The sequence below is a fragment of the Leptothrix mechoopdaensis (SeqCode) genome (assembly GCF_053893855.1).
On sequence record NZ_CM132699.1, the window covers coordinates 3965285 to 3986873 of the forward strand.

At 69.0% G+C, this 21589-nt stretch carries 19 protein-coding genes; 10 read left to right on the forward strand and 9 right to left on the reverse strand.

Features of this window, described 5'->3' with window-relative positions; genetic code table 11:
* Nucleotides 1-102: 102 nt before the first annotated feature.
* Nucleotides 103-597: an RNA recognition motif domain-containing protein gene (locus tag ACWA7K_RS17160; RefSeq protein WP_456162614.1), complete on the reverse strand. Its 495-nt coding sequence runs from the start codon at nucleotides 595-597 to the stop codon at nucleotides 103-105.
* Between the two features lie 226 nt (nucleotides 598-823).
* On the opposite strand from ACWA7K_RS17160, the gene ACWA7K_RS17165 reads away from it, so the two are divergent.
* The 3 genes from ACWA7K_RS17165 (at nucleotide 824) to ACWA7K_RS17175 (ending at nucleotide 4269) form a co-directional block, all read left to right on the forward strand.
* Nucleotides 824-1465 (forward strand): MarC family protein, encoded by a 642-nt coding sequence (locus tag ACWA7K_RS17165; protein WP_456162615.1) that lies wholly within the window; start codon nucleotides 824-826, stop codon nucleotides 1463-1465.
* Between the two features lie 41 nt (nucleotides 1466-1506).
* Complete coding sequence (locus ACWA7K_RS17170) at nucleotides 1507-3165, forward strand: GMC family oxidoreductase (protein ID WP_456162616.1); 1659 nt, start codon at nucleotides 1507-1509, stop codon at nucleotides 3163-3165.
* A 342-nt stretch (nucleotides 3166-3507) separates the two neighbouring features.
* Complete coding sequence (locus ACWA7K_RS17175; protein WP_456162617.1) at nucleotides 3508-4269, forward strand: sulfite exporter TauE/SafE family protein; 762 nt, start codon at nucleotides 3508-3510, stop codon at nucleotides 4267-4269.
* Between the two features lie 21 nt (nucleotides 4270-4290).
* Here ACWA7K_RS17175 and ACWA7K_RS17180 read toward each other — a convergent pair whose 3' ends face one another.
* From ACWA7K_RS17180 to ACWA7K_RS17200, 5 genes are all read right to left on the reverse strand, one after another.
* Nucleotides 4291-5067: an MBL fold metallo-hydrolase gene (locus ACWA7K_RS17180; protein ID WP_456162618.1), complete on the reverse strand. Its 777-nt coding sequence runs from the start codon at nucleotides 5065-5067 to the stop codon at nucleotides 4291-4293.
* A gap of 220 nt (nucleotides 5068-5287) precedes the next feature.
* A complete protein-coding gene (locus ACWA7K_RS17185) occupies nucleotides 5288-5977 on the reverse strand; it encodes an FHA domain-containing protein (RefSeq protein ID WP_456162619.1) in 690 nt (229 codons plus the stop codon).
* Between the two features lie 41 nt (nucleotides 5978-6018).
* Nucleotides 6019-6825 carry a Stp1/IreP family PP2C-type Ser/Thr phosphatase gene (locus ACWA7K_RS17190; RefSeq protein WP_456162620.1) on the reverse strand — a complete coding sequence of 269 codons (807 nt, stop codon included), beginning with the start codon at nucleotides 6823-6825 and terminating at the stop codon, nucleotides 6019-6021.
* 31 nt (nucleotides 6826-6856) lie between these two features.
* The gene (locus tag ACWA7K_RS17195) at nucleotides 6857-7846 is read right to left on the reverse strand and encodes a serine/threonine-protein kinase (RefSeq protein ID WP_456162621.1); all 990 of its coding nucleotides are present in this window, start codon (nucleotides 7844-7846) and stop codon (nucleotides 6857-6859) included.
* A gap of 27 nt (nucleotides 7847-7873) precedes the next feature.
* Nucleotides 7874-8593, reverse strand: a complete 720-nt coding sequence (locus ACWA7K_RS17200) for a TerC family protein (protein WP_456162622.1) — start codon at nucleotides 8591-8593, stop codon at nucleotides 7874-7876.
* 361 nt (nucleotides 8594-8954) lie between these two features.
* On the opposite strand from ACWA7K_RS17200, the gene ACWA7K_RS17205 reads away from it, so the two are divergent.
* The gene (locus ACWA7K_RS17205; RefSeq protein WP_456168856.1) at nucleotides 8955-9335 is read left to right on the forward strand and encodes an SWIB/MDM2 domain-containing protein; all 381 of its coding nucleotides are present in this window, start codon (nucleotides 8955-8957) and stop codon (nucleotides 9333-9335) included.
* 89 nt (nucleotides 9336-9424) lie between these two features.
* Here the strand turns inward: ACWA7K_RS17205 and argC are convergent, their stop codons facing one another.
* Nucleotides 9425-10357: an N-acetyl-gamma-glutamyl-phosphate reductase gene (argC, locus tag ACWA7K_RS17210; protein WP_456162623.1), complete on the reverse strand. Its 933-nt coding sequence runs from the start codon at nucleotides 10355-10357 to the stop codon at nucleotides 9425-9427.
* A gap of 52 nt (nucleotides 10358-10409) precedes the next feature.
* On the opposite strand from argC, the gene ACWA7K_RS17215 reads away from it, so the two are divergent.
* The 5 genes from ACWA7K_RS17215 (at nucleotide 10410) to ACWA7K_RS17235 (ending at nucleotide 17115) form a co-directional block, all read left to right on the forward strand.
* The gene (locus ACWA7K_RS17215; protein WP_456162624.1) at nucleotides 10410-11003 is read left to right on the forward strand and encodes an RBBP9/YdeN family alpha/beta hydrolase; all 594 of its coding nucleotides are present in this window, start codon (nucleotides 10410-10412) and stop codon (nucleotides 11001-11003) included.
* An 18-nt stretch (nucleotides 11004-11021) separates the two neighbouring features.
* Complete coding sequence (locus ACWA7K_RS17220; protein ID WP_456162625.1) at nucleotides 11022-11930, forward strand: ParB/RepB/Spo0J family partition protein; 909 nt, start codon at nucleotides 11022-11024, stop codon at nucleotides 11928-11930.
* Nucleotides 11931-12262: 332 nt separating this feature from the next.
* Nucleotides 12263-14185 carry a PrkA family serine protein kinase gene (locus ACWA7K_RS17225; RefSeq protein ID WP_456162626.1) on the forward strand — a complete coding sequence of 641 codons (1923 nt, stop codon included), beginning with the start codon at nucleotides 12263-12265 and terminating at the stop codon, nucleotides 14183-14185.
* 36 nt (nucleotides 14186-14221) lie between these two features.
* Entirely contained in the window at nucleotides 14222-15511 is a 1290-nt protein-coding gene (locus ACWA7K_RS17230) for a YeaH/YhbH family protein (RefSeq protein WP_456162627.1), read from the forward strand.
* A 20-nt stretch (nucleotides 15512-15531) separates the two neighbouring features.
* Nucleotides 15532-17115, forward strand: a complete 1584-nt coding sequence (locus tag ACWA7K_RS17235) for a SpoVR family protein (RefSeq protein ID WP_456168857.1) — start codon at nucleotides 15532-15534, stop codon at nucleotides 17113-17115.
* 13 nt (nucleotides 17116-17128) lie between these two features.
* Here the strand turns inward: ACWA7K_RS17235 and ACWA7K_RS17240 are convergent, their stop codons facing one another.
* Nucleotides 17129-18550, reverse strand: a complete 1422-nt coding sequence (locus ACWA7K_RS17240) for an FAD-binding oxidoreductase (RefSeq protein ID WP_456162628.1) — start codon at nucleotides 18548-18550, stop codon at nucleotides 17129-17131.
* Between the two features lie 87 nt (nucleotides 18551-18637).
* On the opposite strand from ACWA7K_RS17240, the gene ACWA7K_RS17245 reads away from it, so the two are divergent.
* Nucleotides 18638-19336 carry a Crp/Fnr family transcriptional regulator gene (locus ACWA7K_RS17245; protein WP_456162629.1) on the forward strand — a complete coding sequence of 233 codons (699 nt, stop codon included), beginning with the start codon at nucleotides 18638-18640 and terminating at the stop codon, nucleotides 19334-19336.
* A 23-nt stretch (nucleotides 19337-19359) separates the two neighbouring features.
* Here ACWA7K_RS17245 and fusA read toward each other — a convergent pair whose 3' ends face one another.
* Complete coding sequence (gene fusA, locus ACWA7K_RS17250) at nucleotides 19360-21468, reverse strand: elongation factor G (protein WP_456162630.1); 2109 nt, start codon at nucleotides 21466-21468, stop codon at nucleotides 19360-19362.
* Between the last annotated feature and the right edge of the window lie 121 nt (nucleotides 21469-21589).

Sequence of the window (21589 nt, forward strand, 5' to 3'; positions counted from 1 at the left end):
GCGGAATCGCAGGGCGCGCAGACATCCAGACGTCCAGACGTGAAAAAGCCGACCCGAGGGTCGGCTTTCTGTCATCGCGAGCTTGCGCTGCGACGGAGGGGATCAGTAGCCGTAGCCGCCGCCACCACCGTAGCCACCGCCGCCGCCACCGCTGCGGCCACCGCCGCCGCCGCTGCGACCACCACCGCCGCCGCCACCGCCGTACGGGCTGCGGAAGCCACCGCCACCGCCGCCACCACCACCGCCGTAACCACCGCCGCCGCCGCCACCACCGTAGCCGCCGCCACCGCCGCCGCCGCTGCGGTTGCCACCGCCGCCGTACGGGCTGCGGAAGCCGCCCGGCTTCTCTTCACGGGGGCGAGCCTCGTTCACGACCACGGCGCGGCCACTGATGGCCTGGCCGTTCAGACCGTTGATGGCTGCCTGGGCTTCGGCGTCCGAGCCCATTTCCACGAAGCCGAAGCCCTTGGAGCGGCCGGTTTCACGGTCCATCATGACCTTGGCGGACTGGACCGCACCGAACTGGGAGAACGCGTCGTTCAGATCTTCGTCGCGAACGCTGTAGGCGAGATTGCCCACATAGAGTTTGTTGCCCATGGAAGAGCGCCTTTCAACAATCAAGTACCGGTCGAGCCGGGGAGCCAGTGGCGGAGCTACAGCCAGCACTCATTCCAGGGAACAGAGAAGGCGCACGCATCCAGACACGAAGAACCATTATGCGCGACAGTCAAGAGCTTGAAAGGGGCGCGTGTCAACAAGTGTTGTGCGCAGGCCAGCGAGTGGCGCAATTCACACCGGCGCGACCCCGCGAGAATCGCCCGCCATGGATCTCCTCAAGCCCCTGATCGCGTTGCTCGCGATCGTGAACCCGATCGGCGTCGTGCCGTTCTTCATCCACTTCACGCAGGGCCTGGACGCCGCGCAGCGCCGCCACACCATCCGCGTGTCCAGCTTCACCGCCTTCTGCGTGATCTCGATCAGCGCGCTGGCCGGCCTGCAGGTGATCGAGTTCTTCGGCATCTCGCTGGCCTCGTTCCAGGTTGGCGGCGGCACGTTGCTGCTGATCAGCGCGCTGCAGATGCTCAACGCACAACCGGCCGAGGGCCGTCGCGAGGACGTCAGCGAAGGCGAGCAGAAGGTCGACGCCGGCGCCAGCATCGCGGTCGTGCCGCTGACCATCCCGCTGCTGACCGGTCCGGCCACCATCTCGACGATGGTGATCTACGCCGACCAGACCCGCCACTGGACCCAGCGCGCCGCCCTCGTCGGCTATGGCGTGGTGGTCGGACTGGCGACCTACGCGAGCTTCTCGGCCGCCGGCCGCATCGCGCGCTGGCTGGGTCGCACCGGCATCAACGTGATGACGCGGCTGATGGGCCTGATCCTGGCGGCGCTGGCCGTCGAGATCATGGCCGAGGGCCTGATCAAGCTGTTCCCCGTCCTGGCGACCGGGCTCGTCCACTGAGCCTGCGATCCGCCACCGATCTCTCCCCCGACCAGAACGACATGCCCACCTTCGACCACATCATCATCGGCGCCGGCACCGCCGGCAGCCTGCTGGCCAACCGGCTGTCGGCCGACCCGAGGCGGCGCGTGCTGCTGCTGGAAGCGGGCGGCCACGACGACTACCACTGGATCCACATCCCGGTCGGCTACCTGCACTGCATCGGCAACCCGCGCACCGACTGGCTCTACCGCACCGAACCCGATCCGGGCCTGAACGGCCGCGCGCTGCGCTACCCGCGCGGCAAGGTGCTCGGCGGCTGCTCCAGCATCAACGGGATGATCTACATGCGCGGTCAGGCGCGCGACTACGAACAATGGGCCGCTCTGACCGGTGACGACGCCTGGCGCTGGGACGCCTGCCTGGCCGCCTTCAAGCGCCACGAGAACCACTGGCGGCTGGACGCCGGCGCGGCCGAGCCGCCCGACGCGGCCTTTGCCGCCGCGCATGGTCATGGCGGCGAGTGGCGGGTCGAGAAGCAGCGGCTGCGCTGGGACATCCTGGACGCCTTCGCCGAAGCGGCCGTGCAGGCCGGCATCCCGGCGACGAAGGACTTCAACCAGGGCGACAACACGGGGGTCGGCTACTTCGAGGTCAACCAGCGCAAGGGCCTGCGCTGGAACACCGCCCGCGCCTTCCTGCGGCCGACCTGCTTCGGTCGCCCCAACTTCGAGCTGTGGACCGGCGTGCAGGTCCAGCGCCTGCTGCTGGAACGCCAGCCTGACGGCCAGCAGCGCTGCACCGGCGTCGAGGTCCGGACGCCGCACGGCGTCGAGACCGTGCATGCCAGCGGCGAGGTGCTGCTGAGCGCCGGCAGCATCGGCAGCGTGCAGGTGCTGCAGCTCTCGGGCATCGGCCCGGGCGACCTGCTGCACGGGCTGGGCGTGCAGCCGCATCACGAACTGCCGGGCGTCGGCCAGAACCTGCAGGATCACCTGCAGATCCGGGCGGTCTACGGCGTTCAGGGCACGCGCACGCTCAACACGATGACGCGCAGCTGGTGGGGCAAGGCCAAGATCGGTCTGGAATACGCGCTGCGGCGCAGCGGGCCGATGAGCATGGCGCCGTCGCAGCTCGGCGCCTTCGCGCGCTCGTCGCCGGGTCGGGCCCACGCCAACCTGCAGTACCACGTGCAGCCGCTGTCGCTGGAAGCCTTCGGCGAGCCGCTGCACGGCTTCGATGCCTTCACCGCCAGCGTCTGCAACCTCAACCCCAGCTCGCGCGGGACCGTGCAGATCCGCAGCCACAAGCCCGAGGACGCACCGCTGATCGCCCCCAACTACCTGTCGACCGACGAGGACCGGCGCGTGGCCGCGCAGTCGCTGCGGCTGACGCGGCGCATCGTTGCCCAGCCGGCGCTGGCGGCCTACCAGCCCCAGGAGGTCAAGCCCGGTCCCGGCCCGGACACCGACGAGGACCTGGCGCGGCTGGCCGGCGACATCGGCACGACCATCTTCCACCCCGTCGGCACCTGCCGGATGGGCGCGGCGGACGACCCCGGCGCGGTGGTCGACAGCCGCCTGCGGGTGCGCGGCGTGCGCGGCCTGCGGGTGGTCGACGCCAGCGTCATGCCGACCATCACCAGCGGCAACACCAACTCGCCGACGCTGATGCTGGCCGAGCGGGCGGCCGAGTGGATCCTGGCCGACGCGGCGACCTGATCCACCTCGCCGGTGCGGGTTCTCCCCGATGCTGGCCGCGAGGGGCCGTCGATACAGTCCAGCGACTCGCAAGCGGAGCCCAAGCGACTCCTTGCCGGAGCGAGGTGCTGAGGAGACAGACTCAAAAGAACCGGCGATCCCGCAGAACAACGACACCGCGGGACGTCGAGCAGACAGCGAACAAGGCCGCCAACGAGCGAGCCCGGATCCGATGGGTGCAGGTGCTGCCTCCTCATCACACCAGAGACAATTCGAAGGCGCCGGACAACCCGGCGCCTTTTCTTTTTCCGGAACACCCCACGGACTCACGATGCACGACTGCCCCGACGCAGCGCCTGGCGCATGACCGAATGGATCTGGGTCACGCTGGCCTCGGCGCTGGCCGGTTTTGTCGACGCGATCGTCGGTGGCGGCGGACTGGTGCTGGTGCCGGCGCTGTTCGCGGCCTACCCGGGCGCGGCACCCGCCACGCTGTTCGGCACCAACAAGAGCGCCTCGGTCTGGGGCACTGCCTGGGCGGCACGGCTCTACGCCCGGCGGGTGCGGCTGAACTGGCACTCGCTCGGTCCGGCGGTCGCCACCGCGTTCGCGGGCGCCGCCTTCGGTGCCTGGCTGGTGACCCAGGTCAGCGCGGGCAGCCTGCGCAAGGCGCTGCCCTTCATCCTGGCCGCCGTGCTGGTGTACACGCTGCGCCGCAAGGACCTCGGGCGCGAGCACGCGCCGCACCGCAGCGCCTCGTCTGAACGGCTGATCGCCGCGCTGATCGGGCTCTCGATCGGCTTCTACGACGGCTTCTTCGGCCCGGGCACCGGCAGCTTCTTCGTCTTCCTGCTGGTCCGTGCGCTCGGCTACGACTTCCTGCATGCCTCGGCCAGCGCGAAGCTGCTGAACGTCGCCACCAACGTCGCCGCACTGGCGTGGTTCCTGTGGACCGGCCATGTGATGCCGCAGGTCGCGGCGACCATGGCCGTCGCCAATGTCGCGGGCAGCTACGTCGGCACGCACCTCGCGCTGAAGCGCGGCGCCGGCTTCGTGCGCGGCGTCTTCATCGTGGTGGTCAGCCTGCTGATCCTGCGCACCGGCTGGGACGCCTGGCGGCTGTGAGCCGCCAGCGGCTTCGAGGCATCAGAAGCGGAAGGTCTCGCCGCGCGACAGCGACGTGATCGTGCGGCCCAGCCCCATCGCGGCGAGCTGGCCGGTCACCGCCGCCATCTCGCCCGGCTTGACGTGGGTGATCGCCACCCGCGTGTGTTCTTCCAGCTGCTCCAGTTCCGCTGCCAGCATGCTGGGCGACAGGTGCTTGCTGACCTCGGCCAGCGCGCGCTCGTCGTCGCTGAAGGCGGTCTCGATCACCAGCTGGGCGATGCGACGGCCACGTAGCGTGCGCCACAAGGCCGGATTGGGGCCCGTATCACCCGTGTAGACCCACCAGCCGCTCGGCGTCGCGACACCGAAGCCGCAGGCCGGCACGGTGTGCGCGGCGGGCAGCACCTCGATGGGAAGCTCGGCCAGCGTCAGCTGCTGACCGATCTCGATCGGGTGCAGTTCCAGGATCGGCTGATGCGGCCGGGGCAGACGGGTGAAGTCCGGCCAGATGACGTTGTTGAACACATGCCGCCGCAGCGCTTCCAGGGTCTCGGGCAAGGCATGCACCCGGATCGGCCGGCACTGCTCGCCCGACATGCGCCGGTGCATCACGCTGTCGGCGATCAGCGCGATGCCGAGCACGTGGTCGAGATGGGAGTGCGAGATCAGGATGTGATCGATCGCCGCCATCTCGTCGAGCGTGAGGTCGCCCACGCCGGTGCCCGCGTCGATCAGGATGCTGTCGTTGAGCAGGAAGGAGGTGGTTCGGCAGTCCTGGGCAATCGAGCCCGAACAGCCGAGGACGCGCAAGTTCATTCGAATTCCAGGTCAGGCCCGCAGGACGGCCGTCGAGACGAGGGCCGGACCGGGAGCGATCAAGGCGCGAATGCTGCCCGCCGATGGTGCGCGGGGCAAGCGCCCGGTTGCGTACAAACGCACTCGACCCGGCAACCGACGACCTGGAAATGTGTCCGACGTGAACAAGGCCACGCGAGACGGAGCCCGTTGAGGACGGGTATCGCGCTTCCGTTCAGCCTCAGGGCTGCACGAACTGCATCTGGGTGCCGGCCAGCTCGATGACGTCACCGTCCTTGAGGTGGACTGGATCACCTTGCACCGCAGAGCCATTGACGGTCGGGCGGGTGCTGCCTTCGACGTGCGCGAAGACGTAACCGCCGGGACGCTTGGTGATCGACGCGACTTGCACGCCAGGCTTGCCGACGGTGGTCACGACCTTGGTGAGCGCGACCTCGCGGCCTGCTGCGGCGCCCGACAGGACCTTGATGGAGGCTTGCGTGACGGTCGAGATGCCGAGGCTGCCGAAGTTCGACGGCGGCGGCAGATGGCCTGGTGCGGTCGGCGTCTGCGGCCGCGCACCACCGATGCCCGGCGGCATCTGGCCAGGCTTGAGGATCATCGTCTTCTCGTAGTCGGCGCTGTCCTCGACCAGATACTTGATCTTGTACTTGCCGATCTCGACGGTGTCGTTGTGCTGGAGCAGCTGCTTCTTGACGGCGCGACCGTTGATGTAGGTGCCGTTGGTGCTGTTCTGGTCCTCGATGTAGACGTCCTGTCCGACCATCTGGAGCACCGCGTGCTCGCCGCTGACAGCGAGGTTGTCGATCACGATGTCGTTGTAGGGCCGACGACCCAGCGTCGTCTTGTCCTTGGTGAGCTGGACTTCCTTGATGACGACACCGTCCAACGAAACGACAAGCTTAGGCATGCGCGACCTCTGAGCTGGGGGTCTTTCTGGTTCCGGAGCCCTCACCGCCGGAAAGGCCACCAGGCGCGCCCCGCAGAGGAAGCGGCGCGCACGGCAACCAGTATCACGGCGATGTTATCGCGTCCGCCTGCCTCATTGGCTGCTTCTACGAGGGCGTGTGCGGCATCTGCCACCTGGTTGTGGCTGCTCAGGACCTCGGCGATGCGGGCATCGTCGAGCATGTCCGACAGGCCGTCGGAACACATCAGGATCCAGTCGTCGGCCGCCAGCGCGTGGTTGTGAACCTCGAGCAGGACGATGTCCTCGACGCCCACGGCGCGCGTCACCAGATTCTTGTTGAGGCTCAGGGCAGCCTGCTCGGGCGACAGCAGGCCGGCATCGATCTGCTCCTGCAGCAGCGAGTGGTCACGCGTGAGCTGGACCAGCTGCCCTTCGCGCCAGCGGTAGCCGCGCGAGTCACCGATGTGGCCCAGCAGCAGCTGGGTCCCGCGCAACACGGCCACGACCAGCGTGGTGCCCATCCCGGCGTACTGCGGGTTGGAATTCGCGGCGTTGAAGATCGCGCGGTTGGCGTTGTCGACGCAGACGTCCATCGCGCGGCGCACGTCGTGGTCGCTGACCTCGCCCGAGGCCTCGACCAGCCAGCGCCCCAGCTCGGAGCTGATGAAGGCGGTGGCCATGCCGCTGGCGACCTCGCCGGCGTTGTAGCCGCCCATGCCGTCGGCCAGGACGGCCAGCGCCGCATCCTCGGCGATCGCCACCGAGTCTTCGTTGTTGGCGCGTACCCGGCCGCGATCGGTCACGGCATGGAACTCGTAGCTGAGGAGCGCGGGGCTGGATCTGTCCATGTTCACGCAAACCATTGTGCCCGCATCGCCCTCAGCCCGGGAGGGCCTGCGCGTCGCCAACCGGTCCGTCTTCGCGAGGACGGCGCCGGGCGTGTCGTCCGCCGGAGACGGTGGACAGCACGGGCTCGCCGTCGACAGCGTCCGGATCGCGCGGGCGCATCCGCGTGGCGACCAGGCGCAGGTCGCCGGCCAGGCTGTGACCATCGGCGTAACGCAGCTCGGGGCGCTTCTCGAGCAGGATGGTCACGACGTCGGCCAGCGCATCGGGCAGGCCGGGCCGGAGCTGCCGGGCGTCCGGCGCCGGCTGGTGCGCCACGGCGCTCATCAGTTCGGTCATGGTCGAGCCGCTGCACGGCAACCGGGCCGTCAGGAGCTGGAACAGGACGACGCCCAGTGAATACAGGTCGCTGCGGCCATCGATCGCCCGGCCAGCGAGCTGTTCAGGCGACATGTAGGACGGCGAGCCGAGCACCAGCCCGGTCCGGGTGCGGCTGGCATCGAGCAGCCGCGCCACGCCGAAGTCGGTGACCTTCACCTGGTCGAGCGCCGGGTCGATCATGACGTTGGCCGGCTTGATGTCGCGATGCACCACGCCATGGTCATGCGCATGGGCCAGCGCATCGGCCACGCGCGCACCGATGGCGATGACGCTGGTGACCGGCAACAGCGTGGCGGGCCGGGTGTGGACCGACAGGTCGCGGCCGGTCAGCAGTTCCATCACCAGATAGGCCAGCGTGTCGGTGTTGCCGCAGGCCACGACCTCGACGATGTCGGGATGACGCAAGCGGCTGGCGGCCTGGGCCTCGCGCTCGAAGCGGGTGCGGGCCTCGTCGAGCTCATAGCCGTGGAATTCCTGACCGAGCGCCAGCGTCTTGATGGCGACGCTGCGCCCGTCGCGGCGGTCATGGGCACGCCAGACCCGCCCCATCGTGCCGCGCCCCAGCTCGTGATCGAGCACGTACGGGCCGAGCAGCGCCTCGCCGTCAGGGGCGTCGTCGGGGTGGTCGGCGTCGGTCGACATGACGCCCGTCAGGTCATCCGCGACCGATCAGCCAGCGGCAGGCTCGGCGGCCTGGCGCGAGGCCAGCCAGCGGCCGACCACCAGCACCAGCAGCGCACCGATCACGCCCGCCGCGTAACGCACCGGCGCCGAGACCTCGACACCTGCGGTGATCCAGCGCGCGACGGCCGGATCGGTGACGGCCATCGTGCCGGCGATCCAGCCCAGCAGCATGCCGCCCAGGGTGATGATCAGCGGGAAACGGTCCATCAGCTTGATCACCAGCTGGCTGCCCCAGACGATGATCGGGATGCTGACCAGCAGGCCGAAGATGACCAGCGGCATGCGGTGGTCGCCACCGGTGGCCTCGGCCGCACCGGCAATCGCGATGACGTTGTCCAGGCTCATCACGAAGTCGGCCACGATGACGGTCTTCACGGCGGCCCACAGCTTGTCGCTGGCCTGGATGCCGTCGTGCTCGTCATCGTCCTCGGGCGACAGCAGCTTGATGCCGATCCACAGCAGCAGCACGCCGCCGATGATCTTCAGCAGGGGCAGTTGCAGCAGCGTCAGCGCGAAGAAGATCAGCACGACGCGCAGCACGATCGCGCCGACGGTGCCCCAGAGGATGCCGGCATTGCGCTGGGCATCGGGCAGCTTGCGACAGGCCAGCGCGATCACGACCGCGTTGTCGCCGCCGAGCAGGATGTCGATCATGATGATCTGGCCGACGGCTAGCCAGAACTCGGGGGACAGAAGCATTTCCATGGTGGGACCGGGTGTCTTGGGGATGGCACGGCACGGGGCCGGCAAGGCGCGGCGACCCGCGCGGCGCTCGGGCTTCGCAGTGTATGGGGCGGTTTGGCGGCTGCCGATGCGTAGCTCCACGAACGTGGCCGGATGCGTCCGGGTCGGGAACGGGCTTGGGTCATATGGCCGGATCGGGATCGAACGTCCGGTTTCAAGGGGAAATCCAGGGGGTTTTCAGAGGGAAACCGGCCCATCACGCCTTCTCAACGGGCCATTCGAGGCAGTACCATTCACCGGCGCGATGCGAGTCGGAGTAAGCGTGCTCATGCGGCACGTGCCCGCCGCCGGCACATCACATACCTTGATGGAGAGAACACACATGGCAACTGCGAAGAAGGCGGCCGCGAAGAAGGCCCCGGCAAAGAAGGCCGTGGCGGCCAAGGCTCCGGCCACCACGGCAGCCGAGGCACCTGCGAAGAAGGCCGCCACGAAGACGGTCGCCGCCGCCAAGCGCACGCCCAACGCGGCGTTCATGAAGGCAATGACCCCGTCGGCCGCCCTGGCCGCCGTGATCGGCGCCACCCCGGCACCCCGCACCGAAGTGACGAAGAAGGTCTGGGAATACATCAAGAAGCACAAGCTTCAGGATGCAGCCAACAAGCGCATGATCAATGCGGACGCCAAGCTCAAGGCGATCTTCAAGAAGGATCAGGTCTCGATGTTCGAGATGACCAAGCTGATCAGCGACCAGCTGTCCTGAGCCCCGTCGATCGGCTCACGCTGACGTCCAGCAACCCGGCCTCGGCCGGGTTGTTTCGTTTCAGGGGCCGATGCCCGTGGTGCCTGGCCTCAGAGGCCCAGGCCCTCGTCGCAACCCAGGTGCAGGTTCATGCACTGCACGGCGGCACCGCTGGCACCCTTGCCGAGGTTGTCCAGCCGCGCCATCAGCAGCGCCTGAGACCCGTTGCGGAACACGAACAGGTCGACCCGGTTGGTGTCGTTGCAGGCCTGGACGTCGAAGAAGCCATCGGCCAGCGTGGCCGCATCGTCCAGCGGCATGACGCGCACGAAGCGCTCGCCCTCGTAGCGCCGGGCATAGGCCGCATGGATCCGCTCGGCGTCGCCGGCATCGCGCAGATGCAGCGGGATCGTCACCGCCAGCCCCTTGTAGAAGCTCGACACGATCGGCATGAACACCGGCTTGGTGCGCAGGCCCGACTGCACCATCATCTCCGGGATGTGCTTGTGCGCCAGGCCCAGGCCATAGGGCCGGGGCGACTGCAGCTTCGCGTCGCCGCCAGCCTCGTACTGCTCGATCATCTTCTTGCCACCGCCTGAGTAGCCGGTGATCGACGTCGCCGTCAGCGCCTGCTCCGGCGCGATCAGGCCGGCATCGACCAGCGGACGTGCCAGCAGGATGAAGGCGCTGGCGTGGCAGCCCGGGTTGGCGATGCGCTTGCTCGCGCGCAGTTCGTCGCGCTGGCCGGGCGCCAGTTCGGGCAGGCCGAAACGCCAGTCGGGGTGGATGCGGTGGGCGGTGCTGGCGTCGATCAGGCAGGTGCGCGGGTTCGTGACCAGCGCGGCCGCCTCGATCGCGGCGGCGTCGGGCAGGCAGAGGAAGGCGACATCGGCGGCGTTGAGCAGGCGGGCGCGCTCGGCGCTGTCCTTGCGCAGTTCGGGCGCGATGCGCAGCACCTCGATGTCGGAGCGGGCGGCGAGGTACTCGTGGATGCGCAGGCCGGTCGTGCCTTCCTGGCCGTCGACGAAGACGGTGTGCTTCATGGGGGGGATCCGCAGCGGTTGGGAACAGGAAACGAAGGCGCAAGAATACGGCATGGTCATGACCGCTCACGCCTCTCCCGCCCCCCTGCCGACGGCCCGCGTGCTGGTGCTGCCGGGCTGGTTGAACTCCGATGCCGCGCACTGGCAGAGCCGCTGGATTGCCCGCCACGGCTACAGCCGCGTCGAGCAGGACGACTGGACCTGGCCGCGTCGCGGCGACTGGATGGCACGCCTGGACGAGGTGCTCATCGCCACCGCCGGGCCGGTCGTGCTGGTCGCCCATAGCCTGGGCTGCCAGCTGGTCGCCGCCTGGGCCGAGCACAGCCGGCTGACCGGTCGCGTGCAGGCCGCCCTGCTGGTCGCCCCACCCGACACCGAGCGCGAGGACATGCCGCCGCAGCTGCACAACTGGCGTCCGGTGCGACGCGGCCGGCTGCCGTTCGCGGCGCTGGCGGTGGTGTCGTCCGACGACCCGTACTGCAGGCCCGATCGGGCACGCGGCTTCTGTGCCGACTGGGGCGCCGTCGTGCACGACGCCGGTCCGCGCGGCCACCTCAACGGCGAGTCCGGTCTGGGCGACTGGGACGAGGGCCATGCGCTGCTGCGTGCACTGGCCGCCGGGGTGCGTCTGGCCGTGCCGGGCTGATCGCCGACAATCGCGCCCATGGTCACCAAGAAGCCCAAAGGTCTCGGTCGTGGTCTGGAAGCCCTGCTCGGGCCCCAGGTCGGCACCGACAGCGACAGCGCCGGGAGCGCGCCGCAACCCTCCGCCGTCAAGCTCGATCAGCTGCGGCCCGGCAAGTACCAGCCGCGCACGCGCATGGACGAGGGCTCGCTGGTCGAGCTCGCCGAGAGCATCAAGACCCAGGGCGTGATGCAGCCCGTGCTGGTGCGCCCGGTGGCCGCCGCAGACGGCCTGCCGATGTACGAGATCATCGCCGGCGAGCGCCGCACCCGCGCCGCCCGCATGGCCGGTCTCGACGAGGTCCCGGTGCTGGTGCGCGAGGTGCCCGACCAGGCCGCCGCCGCGATGGCGCTGATCGAGAACATCCAGCGCGAGGACCTCAACCCGCTGGAAGAGGCCCAGGGCGTGCAGCGCCTGATCGACGAGTTCGGCCTGACCCACGAGGAAGCCGCCCAGGCGATCGGCCGCAGCCGCAGCGCCACGTCCAACCTGCTGCGCCTGATCAACCTGGCCGAGCCGGTCCAGCAGCTGCTGATGGCCGGCGACCTCGACATGGGCCACGCCCGCGCGCTGCTGCCGCTGGACAAGGCGCACCAGATCACGCAAGCCCACGAGATCGTCGCGCGCAAGCTGTCGGTGCGCGAGGCCGAGAAGCTCGTCGCCCGCCACGAGGGTGGCCGCCAGCAGCCGCTGCTGCGCGTCAAGACCGAGAAGTCGCGCGACATCGCGCGCATCGAGGAACAGCTCGCCGATGCGCTGACCGCCGCCGTCGAGATCCGCGTCAAGAAGCGTGGCAAGCGCGGCGAACAGGGCGAGGTGGCGATCGCCTTCGGCTCGCTCGACGAGCTCAACGGCCTGCTCGAGAAGCTCGGCCTGCGCGACACCTGAACGGCCGCCCCGGCACAGGGCTTGCATCGTCAACCGCACGTGCGGCTCGGCCGTGATGTGGGACAGGCGCTGTTGCAACCGTGATGGCGTCGACCGGTAAAGATCCCTGTCTTCTCCGGGTTTGTTCGATCGATGCGACGCATCGATTTGAACGAAGCTGACATCATCGGGTCACACGCAAGGACACGCGCAAGACGTCTGCAGAGCGACGGAAAGCTCTGATGGAGCCTCGCACCGTTCAACACGAACGCGGTGCACGGACTCCATCAGATCTTCCCTGGACCGGCGGCCATGATCAGTCCGTCGGTTCCCCTGAACCTCAGGAGGCCTGCATGGACGTGATCAGCAAGTTCGCCGCGCGCTACGAGCGCACCCGCGAGGAAGAACTCTCGTTGGAGGACTACCTCAACGAGTGCAAGCGCAACCCGCTCGCCTACGCGACCGCGCCGGAGCGCATGCTCAAGGCGATCGGCGAGCCGCAGATGATCGACACGCGCAACGACCCGCGCCTGTCGCGGCTGTTCGCCAACAAGGTCATCAAGATCTACCCCGCCTTCGCCGAGTTCTACGGCATGGAAGACGCCATCGAGCAGGTGGTGTCCTACTTCCGCCATGCGGCGCAGGGGCTGGAGGAGAAGAAGCAGATCCTCTACCTGCTGGGCCCCGTCGGCGGCGGCAAGAGCTCGATCGCCGAGCGCCTGAAGCAGCTGATGCAGGAGGTGCCGTTCTACGCCATCAAGGACTCGCCGGTGAACGAGTCGCCGCTCGGCCTGTTCGATGCGGCCGAGGACGGCCCGATCCTGGAGAGCGAGTACGGCATCCCGCGGCGCTACCTCAACCGCATCATGAGCCCGTGGGCGGTCAAGCGGCTGGAGGAGTTCGGCGGCGACATCCGGCGCTTCAAGGTGGTCAAGCGCTACCCCAGCGTGCTCAAGCAGCTGGGCATCGCCAAGACCGAGCCGGGTGACGAGAACAACCAGGACATCAGCTCGCTGGTCGGCAAGGTCGACATCCGCAAGCTCGAGACCTATGCCCAGGACGACCCCGACGCCTACAGCTACTCCGGCGGCCTGTGCCTGGCCAACCAGGGCCTGCTGGAATTCGTCGAGATGTTCAAGGCGCCGATCAAGGTGCTGCACCCGCTGCTGACCGCGACCCAGGAAAGCAACTTCAAGGGCACCGAGGGCTTCGGCGCCATCCCCTTCGACGGCATCGTGCTGGCGCACAGCAACGAGAGCGAGTGGAAGGCCTTCCGCAACAACAAGAACAACGAGGCCTTCCTCGACCGCATCTACATCGTCAAGGTGCCCTACTGCCTGCGCGTCAGCGAGGAAGTGAAGATCTACGAGAAGCTGCTCAAGGGCAGCTCGCTGGCCGGGGCGACGTGTGCGCCGGGCACCCTGAAGATGATGAGCCAGTTCGCCATCCTGACCCGCCTGAAGGAGCCCGAGAACTCGAGCCTCTACAGCAAGATGATGGTCTACGACGGCGAGAACCTGAAGGACACCGACCCGCGCGCCAAGAGCTACCAGGAGTACCGCGACTACGCCGGCGTCGACGAGGGCATGAGCGGCATCAGCACGCGCTTCGCCTACAAGATCATCTCCAAGGTCTTCAACTTCGACAGCCAGGAGGTGGCCGCCAACCCGGTTCACCTGATGTATGTGCTGGAGCAGCAGATCGAGCGCGAGCAGTTCCCCGCCGAGGTCGAGCAGAAGTACGTCGCCTACATCAAGGAACTGCTGGCGCCGCGTTACGCGGAGTTCATCGGCAAGGAGATCCAGACCGCCTACCTCGAGAGCTACAGCGAGTACGGCCAGAACATCTTCGACCGCTACGTGACCTATGCCGACTACTGGATCCAGGACCAGGAGTACCGCGACACCGACACCGGCGAGGTGTTCGACCGGGCCAGCCTGAACGCCGAGCTCGAGAAGATCGAGAAGCCGGCGGGCATCGCCAACCCGAAGGACTTCCGCAACGAGATCGTCAACTTCGTGCTGCGCGCGCGGGCCAACAACCAGGGCAAGAACCCGGTCTGGACCAGCTACGAGAAGCTGCGCGCGGTGATCGAGAAGAAGATGTTCTCGAACACCGAGGAGCTGCTGCCGGTCATCAGCTTCAACGCCAAGGCCAGCGCCGACGAGGCCAAGAAGCACGAGGACTTCGTCAACCGCATGGTCAACAAGGGCTACACGGGCAAGCAGGTCCGCCTGCTGTGCGAGTGGTATTTGAGAGTGCGCAAGAGCAGCTGATCGGTCCGTTCCCACCGCGTCATTTCGAAGGGCGTCATGCAGCAGATCATCGACCGCCGACTCGCCGGCAAGAACAAGTCGATCGGCAACCGCGAACGCTTCCTGCGCCGATACAAGACGCAGATCAAGGACGCGGTGCGCCGGGCGATCGACGGCCGGGGCATCCGCGACCTCGAACGCGGCGAGGACGTGCACATCCCGAAGAAGGACATCAGCGAGCCGGTCTTCCACCACGGCAGCGGCGGCAAGCGCGAGATGGTCCACCCGGGCAACCAGGAATACCTGGCCGGTGACCGCATCAAGCGCCCGCCCGGTGGCGGCGGTGGGGGCGGCAGCGGGCAAGGGCAGGCGAGCGATTCCGGCGAGGGCGAGGACGACTTCGTCTTCAGCCTGAGCAAGGAAGAGTTCATGCAGGTCTTCTTCGAGGACCTGGCCCTGCCCCACCTGATCCGCACCCAGCTGGCCGAGACGCCCGAGTGGAAGAGCCACCGCGCCGGCTACGTCAGCGACGGCAATCCGAGCAACCTGCACGTGGTGCGCTCGATGCGCGGTGCGCTCGGCCGGCGCATCGCGCTGGGCATGACCAGCCGGCGCGAGCTGCACGAGCTGGAGGCCGAACTGGCGCAGCTGCAGGCCGATGCCAGGCCCGGTGACAGCCTGGCGCTGGCCCGCATCGTCGAGCTGGAGGCGGCCATCGTGGCGCTGAAGAAGCGGCTCGGCGCGATCCCCTTCCTCGACCCGATCGACCTGCGCTTCCGCAACCGCGTGCGCGTGCCGGTGCCCACCAGCAAGGCGGTGATGTTCTGCCTGATGGACGTCTCGGGCTCGATGGACGAGGGGCGCAAGGAGCTGTCCAAGCGCTTCTTCATCCTGCTCTACCTGTTCCTGACGCGGCACTACGAGAAGATTGAGATCGTCTTCATCCGCCACCACACCCAGGCGCAGGAGGTCGACGAACAGGGCTTCTTCCACTCGACCGAGACCGGCGGCACCGTCGTCTCCAGCGCCCTCGTGCTGATGGAGGAGATCGTGCGGGCGCGCTACCCGTCGGACCAGTGGAACATCTACGGCGCCCAGGCCAGCGACGGCGACAACTGGCACCACGACAGCGGCCGCTGCCGCGAGATCCTCGAGCAGAAGATCCTGCCCCTGTGCCGCTACTACGCCTACGTGCAGGTGGCCGAGCCCGAGCAGAACCTCTGGGAGGAGTACAGCCGCCTGGCCGAGACCACCGGCCCGCACTTCGCGATGCGCAAGGTCACCGAGGCCTCGCAGATCTACCCGGTCTTCCGCGACCTCTTCAAGAAGGAAGGCGCCAGCGCATGAACCAGCCGCTTGATTCGATGATGCCGGTGGCGCCCGATCCGGTCGCGACGCCGCTGGCGCGCAGCGGTCCGTTGCGCCAGCCGCTGCCCGCGCCGGCACGTCCGGCCGAGCCCTTGCCGTCGCCGAGCGACTGGACCTTCGAGCTGGTCGAGCGCTACCACACGGTCATCCGCCAGACCGCCGAACGCTTCGGGCTGGACACCTACCCGAACCAGCTCGAGATCATCACCGCCGAGCAGATGATGGACGCCTACGCCAGCGTGGGCATGCCGGTGAACTACCGCCACTGGAGCTACGGCAAGGAGTTCATCTCGACCGAGAAGAACTACAAGCGCGGCGCGATGGGGCTGGCCTACGAGATCGTCATCAACAGCAACCCCTGCATCAGCTACCTGATGGAGGAGAACACGATGGCCATGCAGGCCCTCGTGATCGCGCATGCGGCCTACGGCCACAACAGCTTCTTCAAGGGCAACTACCTGTTCCGGATGTGGACCGATGCGTCGTCGATCATCGACTACCTCGTCTACGCCAAGAACTACGTGACCGCCTGCGAGGAGAAGCACGGCCTGGACACCGTCGAAGCCTTCATCGACAGCTGCCACGCGCTGCAGAACCACGGCGTCGACCGCTACCGCCGGCCGAGCAAGAAGTCGCTGGCCCAGGAGCTGGCCGACCGCCAGGACCGCGAGGCCTATGCGCAGCAGCAGGTCAACGACCTCTGGCGCACGCTGCCGCGCCGGGCCGACAAGGCCGAGGCCGCCGCCGAGAGCCGCCGCTTCCCCGAGGAGCCGCAGGAGAACCTGCTGTACTTCATCGAGAAGAACGCGCCGCTGCTGGAGCCGTGGCAACGCGAGGTCGTGCGCATCGTGCGCAAGATCGCGCAGTACTTCTACCCGCAGCGCCAGACGCAGGTGATGAACGAGGGCTGGGCCACCTTCTGGCACCACCGGCTGCTCAACACGATGTACGACGACGGCTACCTGAGCGACGGGATGATGATCGAGTGGCTCAAGTCGCACACCAACGTCGTCTACCAGCCGCGCGTCGGCGAGCGCGGCTACAGCGGCCTGAACCCGTATGCGCTGGGATTCGCGATGTACACGGACATCCAGCGCGTCTGCGAGTCACCGACCGAGGAAGACCGGCGCTGGTTCCCCGACATCGCCGGCTCGGACTGGCTGCCCACGCTCGACCACGCGATGCGCAACTTCAAGGACGAGAGCTTCGTCGGCCAGTACCTGAGCCCGAAGCTGATGCGTGACCTGCGGCTGTTCCACATCGTCGACGACGACAAGCAGCCCGAGATCGAGGTCGCCGCGATCCACGACGACAGCGGCTACCGCAGCGTGCGCGAGGCCCTGTCGCGCCAGTACGACCTGGGTCAGCGCGAGCCCAACATCCAGGTCTGGAACGTCAACCTGCGCGGCGACCGCTCGCTGACGCTGCGCCATTTCCAGCACAACGACCGGCCGCTGGCCGACACGGCGCAGGAGGTGCTCAAGCACGTCGCCCGGCTGTGGGGCTTCGCGGTCCACCTCGAGAGCACCAACGGCCGGGGCGACATCACCAAGCGCTGGACCGTCCCGGCGCCGTCGAACTGAGCCGCTGCGCGCCTCACCAGCGGAAGATCTTCCCCGGGTTGAGGATGTTGTCCGGGTCGAGCGCGTGCTTGACCTGGCGCATCAGCGCGACGGCGGCCGGGCCGGCCTCGTCGAGCAGGAAGCCCATCTTGTGCAGGCCCACGCCGTGTTCGCCGCTGCAGGTGCCTTCCATCGCCAGCGCGCGCGCCACCAGCTTCTGGTTGAGTGCCTCGGCCAGCGCCCGTTCGGCCGGCAGGGCCGGGTCGATCAGGTAGCCGACGTGGAAGTTGCCGTCGCCGACATGGCCGACGATGAAGTAGGGCAGGCCCGCCGCATCGGCCTCTTCCACGGTCGCGTTGATGCACTCGGCCAACCGCGAGATCGGCACGCAGGTGTCGGTGGTGACCGCCCTGCAGCCCGGCCGCGTCTGCAGCGCGGCGAAGTAGGCGTGGTGGCGGGCCGTCCACAGGCGCGTGCGTTCCTCGGGCGTGCTGGCCCATTCGAAGTCGCGGCCGCCGTGATCGGCCGCCAGCTCCTGCACCGTGGCGGCCTGTTCGGCCACGCCGGCCGGGCTGCCGTGGAACTCCATCAGCAGCATCGGCACCTCGGCCAGCGTGAGCTTGTCGTGGCGGTTGACGGCACGCACCGCGTTGGCGTCGAGCAGCTCGCAGCGGGCGATCGGCACGCCCATCTGGATCAGCGCGATCGTGGTCTGCACCGCCGCGTCGACGCTCGGGAACTGGCAGACCGCCGCCGTCACCGCCTCGGGCAGGGGGTAGAGCTTGAGCGTGATCTCGGTCATGACGCCCAGCGTGCCTTCGCTGCCGACGAACAGCCGCGTCAGGTCGTAGCCGGCGCTGGACTTGCGCGCCCGGGTGCCGGTCCGCACCCATTCGCCGGTCGCGCTGACGACGCCCAGGCCCAGCACGTTCTCGCGCATGGTGCCGTAGCGCACGGCATTGGTGCCCGACGCACGGGTCGCGCACATGCCGCCGAGCGTGGCGTCCGCGCCCGGGTCGATCGGGAAGAACAGGCCGCTGTGTCGGATCTGGTCGTTCAGCTGGGTGCGGGTGATGCCGGCCTGCACCGTCACCGTCAGGTCCTCGGGGTTCAGGCGCAGGATCCTGTTCATGCGGCCCAGGTCCAGGCTCAGGCCGCCCTGCACCGCCAGCAGATGCCCTTCCAGCGACGAGCCGACGCCGAACGGGATCACCGGCACGCGGTGCTGCGCGGCGATCTTCACGGCGTCCATCACGTCCTCGTTGGACTCGCAGAACACCACCGCGTCGGGCGGCGGCACGTCGAACGGCGACTCGTCGCGGCCGTGCTGCTCACGCACCGCGCGGGCGGTCGAACACTGCGCGCCAAAGCGCGTGCGCAGCGCGTCGAGCATCGCCTCGGGCATCGGCCGGGGTGACAGCTGCGGGGCGCCGGCGGGCGCGTGGGGGGCGTTCATGCGGGTCTCCTGGGGGATGGCGGGACGCGGTGCAACCCGGGTGAAAAACGATTCTAGGCAGGCGGTCCGCGGCGCAAGATCACGGGCATGAATGCCGCCACCGACCCGCCGGGCACCCAGGCCATGCCGGACACGCTCGAGACACTCGCCGCGCTCTACCCCGACTTCATCGCCGCCGCGCCACCCGGCTGGCGCGACGACCTCGGCCCCGGCTGCGGCCCGATCGACGTGCCCGCCGGCACCGTGCTGTTCGACGAGGGCTCGCCCTGCCGCGGCTTCCCGCTGGTGCTCGACGGCGCCGTGCGGGTGGCGCGCGGCGCGCCGCAGGGCCGGGCGATCGAGCTGTACCGGGTCTCGCCGGGGGAGATCTGCATCGTCTCGTCGGCCTGCCTGTTCGGTGATGCGCCGCTGACGGCGCACGGCATCACGCTGGCGCCGACCCGGCTGCTGCTGCTGCCGCCGTCGACCTTCATGGCCTGGAACGCGCACGAGCCCTTCCGCCGCCACGTCTTCGGCCAGTTCGCCGGCCGCATGAGCGACCTGATCCTGCTGGCCGAGGCGGTCGCCTTCCAGCGCCTGGACCAGCGCCTGGCCGGTGCGCTGCTCGGGCGCGGCACGACGCTGCACGTCACCCACCAGGCGCTCGCCGACGAGCTGGGCACCGTGCGCGAGATGGTCACGCGCCTGCTCAAGCGCTTCGAGCAGTCCGGCTGGGTCAGGCTCGGCCGCGAGCGGGTCGAGATCACCGACCCGGCCGCGCTGCGCCAGCTGGCGGCGCAGCGCTAGCCGGCGGCCGGCGCCCGCCTTCCTCAGTCGTCGTCGCGCAGCTGCCAGCCTTTCATCAGCTCGGCCTGCACGTTCGGCGGCACCGCGTCATGGTGGGCGTAGGCGATGGTGTAGCGGCCGGCACCACGCGTCAGCGCGTTCAGGCGCAGCTGGTAGCCGGCCAGTTCCGACAGCGGCGCGCGGGCCCGCACGCAGGCCAGGCCGGTGCCCAGGCTGTCGGTGCCGCGGACCTCGCCACGGCGGCTGGCCAGGTCGCCGGTGATGTCGCCGATCAGCGGCTCGGGCGCGTGGATCTCCACGTCCACGACCGGTTCGAGCACCGCCGGCCCGGCCTCGCGCATCGCGATCACGAAGGCCTTCTTGGCGGCCGTGACGAAGGCGATCTCCTTGCTGTCGACGCTGTGGTGCTTGCCGTCCAGCACGGTCACGCGCACGTCGACGACCGGATGGCCGCTGATCACGCCGGCCTCCATCGCCAGCCGCACGCCCTTCTCGACCGCCGGAATGAAGGCGCCCGGGATCGCGCCGCCCTTGACCAGGTCGACGAACTCGAAGCCCGCGCCGCGTGGCAGCGGGTCGACCTGCAGGTGGACCTCGCCGAACTGGCCCGCGCCGCCGGTCTGCTTCTTGTGGCGGTACTGGGCCTGCGCGGTGCGCGTCAGCGTCTCGCGGTAGGCGATGCGCGGCGGGGCGGTGTCGACCTCGACGCGGTAGGTCTCGCGCAGCCGCTCCAGCAGCACCCGCAGGTGCAGCTCGCCCAGGCCGTAGACGACGGTCTCGTGCGTGCTGGCGACCTGCTCGATGCGCAGGCACGGGTCCTCGGCGGCCAGCTTGGCCAGCACCTCGGCCAGGCGCTGCTCGTCTCCGTGGCGGCGCGGCTTGAGCGCCAGGCCATGCACCGGATGCGGAAACTTCAGCGGCCGCAGGTGGATGTGGTCGTCCTCGGGCGCGTCGTGCAGCACCGCGTCGTAGGCGACCTCGTCGACCTTGGCGACCGCGACGATGTCGCCCGGCCCGGCGCGCTGGACCTCGACATGCTCCTTGCCCTGCAGCATGAACAGGTGGCCGACCTTGAACGGCTTGCGCGCGTCGCCCACCACCAGCAGGCTGTTGGGCGTGACGCTGCCCTGGTGGATGCGGAACACGCCGAGCTTGCCGACGTAGGGATCGATCGCGACCTTGAAGACATGCGCCAGCACATGCGCCGCCGGGTCGACGGCGGCGTGCATCAGCGTCGCGGACTCGCCCTCGCCGCGCAGGAAGTCGGGCGGGTTGCCTTCGGTCGGATCGGGCAGCAGCTGGGTGATGACGTCCAGCAGCTGGGCCACGCCCGCGCCCGTCTTCGCCGACACGAACACGACGGGGATCAGGTGGCCCTCGCGCAGCGCCTGTTCGAGCGGCGCGTGCAGCTCGCGGGCGTCGACGTCGCCCTCTTCAAGGTAGCGCTCGACGAAGGCCGCGTCGACCTCGACGACCTGCTCGACCAGCGCCCGGTGCGCGGCGGCGACGCTGGAGAAGTCGGCTTCGTGGCCGGCTTCGGCTTCGGGCCGGAACCAGCAGTCGACCACCTCGCGCCCGCCGTTGGCCGGCAGGTTCAGCGGCAGGCACTCGCGGCCGAAGGCGGCCTGGATCTCCGCCAGCAGCTCGGCCGGCTTCACGCCGGGGGCGTCGATGCGGTTGACGATGACGATGCGGTCGAGCGCGCGTTCGGCCGCCCAGGCCATCATCTGGCGGGCCATCGGCTCGATGCCGGCGGTCGCGTTGACGACGATCGCGGCGGTCTCGACCGCCTCCAGCGCCGGCAGCGACTGGCCGAGGAAGTCGGCATTGCCGGGCGTGTCCAGCAGGTGGATGCGCACGTCGCCGTGCAGCAGGTTCAGCACGCTGGTCTGCAGCGAATGCTGCATCCGGCGCTCGATCGGATCCCAGTCGCTGACGGTGCTGCCGCGCTCGACGTTGCCGACCGCGCCGATCGCCCCGCTGGCCTGCAGCAGGGCCTCGCTCAAGGTGGTCTTGCCGGCGGCGGCGGGCCCGACCAGCGCCAGGGTGCGGATGTGGTGGACGGCCGCGAGGCCATCGGCCGTGACGTTCGAGGGCTGGACGGCGCGGCCGCCCGGTGCTGGGCTCGACATGAGGCTGTCTCCTTCGCACCCGGCCACCGATTGCGGCGGGCGCCTGGGGGTGGATCGTCGGGCCAGCGTACGCCGATCGGGGGGGCCCCACAAGCCAGGAAAGCCGTTGCGCCCGGTCGCG

Coding starts and splice junctions, on each gene's coding strand:
- ACWA7K_RS17245 (WP_456162629.1), top strand. CDS start 18,638: ATGAATGCCGCCACCGACCCGCCGGGCACCCAGGCCATGCCGGACACG.
- ACWA7K_RS17185 (WP_456162619.1), bottom strand. CDS start 5,977: ATGCCTAAGCTTGTCGTTTCGTTGGACGGTGTCGTCATCAAGGAAGTC.
- ACWA7K_RS17170 (WP_456162616.1), top strand. CDS start 1,507: ATGCCCACCTTCGACCACATCATCATCGGCGCCGGCACCGCCGGCAGC.
- ACWA7K_RS17190 (WP_456162620.1), bottom strand. CDS start 6,825: ATGGACAGATCCAGCCCCGCGCTCCTCAGCTACGAGTTCCATGCCGTG.
- ACWA7K_RS17215 (WP_456162624.1), top strand. CDS start 10,410: ATGGTCATGACCGCTCACGCCTCTCCCGCCCCCCTGCCGACGGCCCGC.
- fusA (WP_456162630.1), bottom strand. CDS start 21,468: ATGTCGAGCCCAGCACCGGGCGGCCGCGCCGTCCAGCCCTCGAACGTC.
- ACWA7K_RS17235 (WP_456168857.1), top strand. CDS start 15,532: ATGCCGGTGGCGCCCGATCCGGTCGCGACGCCGCTGGCGCGCAGCGGT.
- ACWA7K_RS17160 (WP_456162614.1), bottom strand. CDS start 597: ATGGGCAACAAACTCTATGTGGGCAATCTCGCCTACAGCGTTCGCGAC.
- ACWA7K_RS17225 (WP_456162626.1), top strand. CDS start 12,263: ATGGACGTGATCAGCAAGTTCGCCGCGCGCTACGAGCGCACCCGCGAG.
- ACWA7K_RS17220 (WP_456162625.1), top strand. CDS start 11,022: ATGGTCACCAAGAAGCCCAAAGGTCTCGGTCGTGGTCTGGAAGCCCTG.
- ACWA7K_RS17230 (WP_456162627.1), top strand. CDS start 14,222: ATGCAGCAGATCATCGACCGCCGACTCGCCGGCAAGAACAAGTCGATC.
- ACWA7K_RS17195 (WP_456162621.1), bottom strand. CDS start 7,846: ATGTCGACCGACGCCGACCACCCCGACGACGCCCCTGACGGCGAGGCG.
- ACWA7K_RS17180 (WP_456162618.1), bottom strand. CDS start 5,067: ATGAACTTGCGCGTCCTCGGCTGTTCGGGCTCGATTGCCCAGGACTGC.
- ACWA7K_RS17200 (WP_456162622.1), bottom strand. CDS start 8,593: ATGGAAATGCTTCTGTCCCCCGAGTTCTGGCTAGCCGTCGGCCAGATC.
- ACWA7K_RS17240 (WP_456162628.1), bottom strand. CDS start 18,550: ATGAACGCCCCCCACGCGCCCGCCGGCGCCCCGCAGCTGTCACCCCGG.
- ACWA7K_RS17165 (WP_456162615.1), top strand. CDS start 824: ATGGATCTCCTCAAGCCCCTGATCGCGTTGCTCGCGATCGTGAACCCG.
- argC (WP_456162623.1), bottom strand. CDS start 10,357: ATGAAGCACACCGTCTTCGTCGACGGCCAGGAAGGCACGACCGGCCTG.
- ACWA7K_RS17175 (WP_456162617.1), top strand. CDS start 3,508: ATGACCGAATGGATCTGGGTCACGCTGGCCTCGGCGCTGGCCGGTTTT.
- ACWA7K_RS17205 (WP_456168856.1), top strand. CDS start 8,955: ATGGCAACTGCGAAGAAGGCGGCCGCGAAGAAGGCCCCGGCAAAGAAG.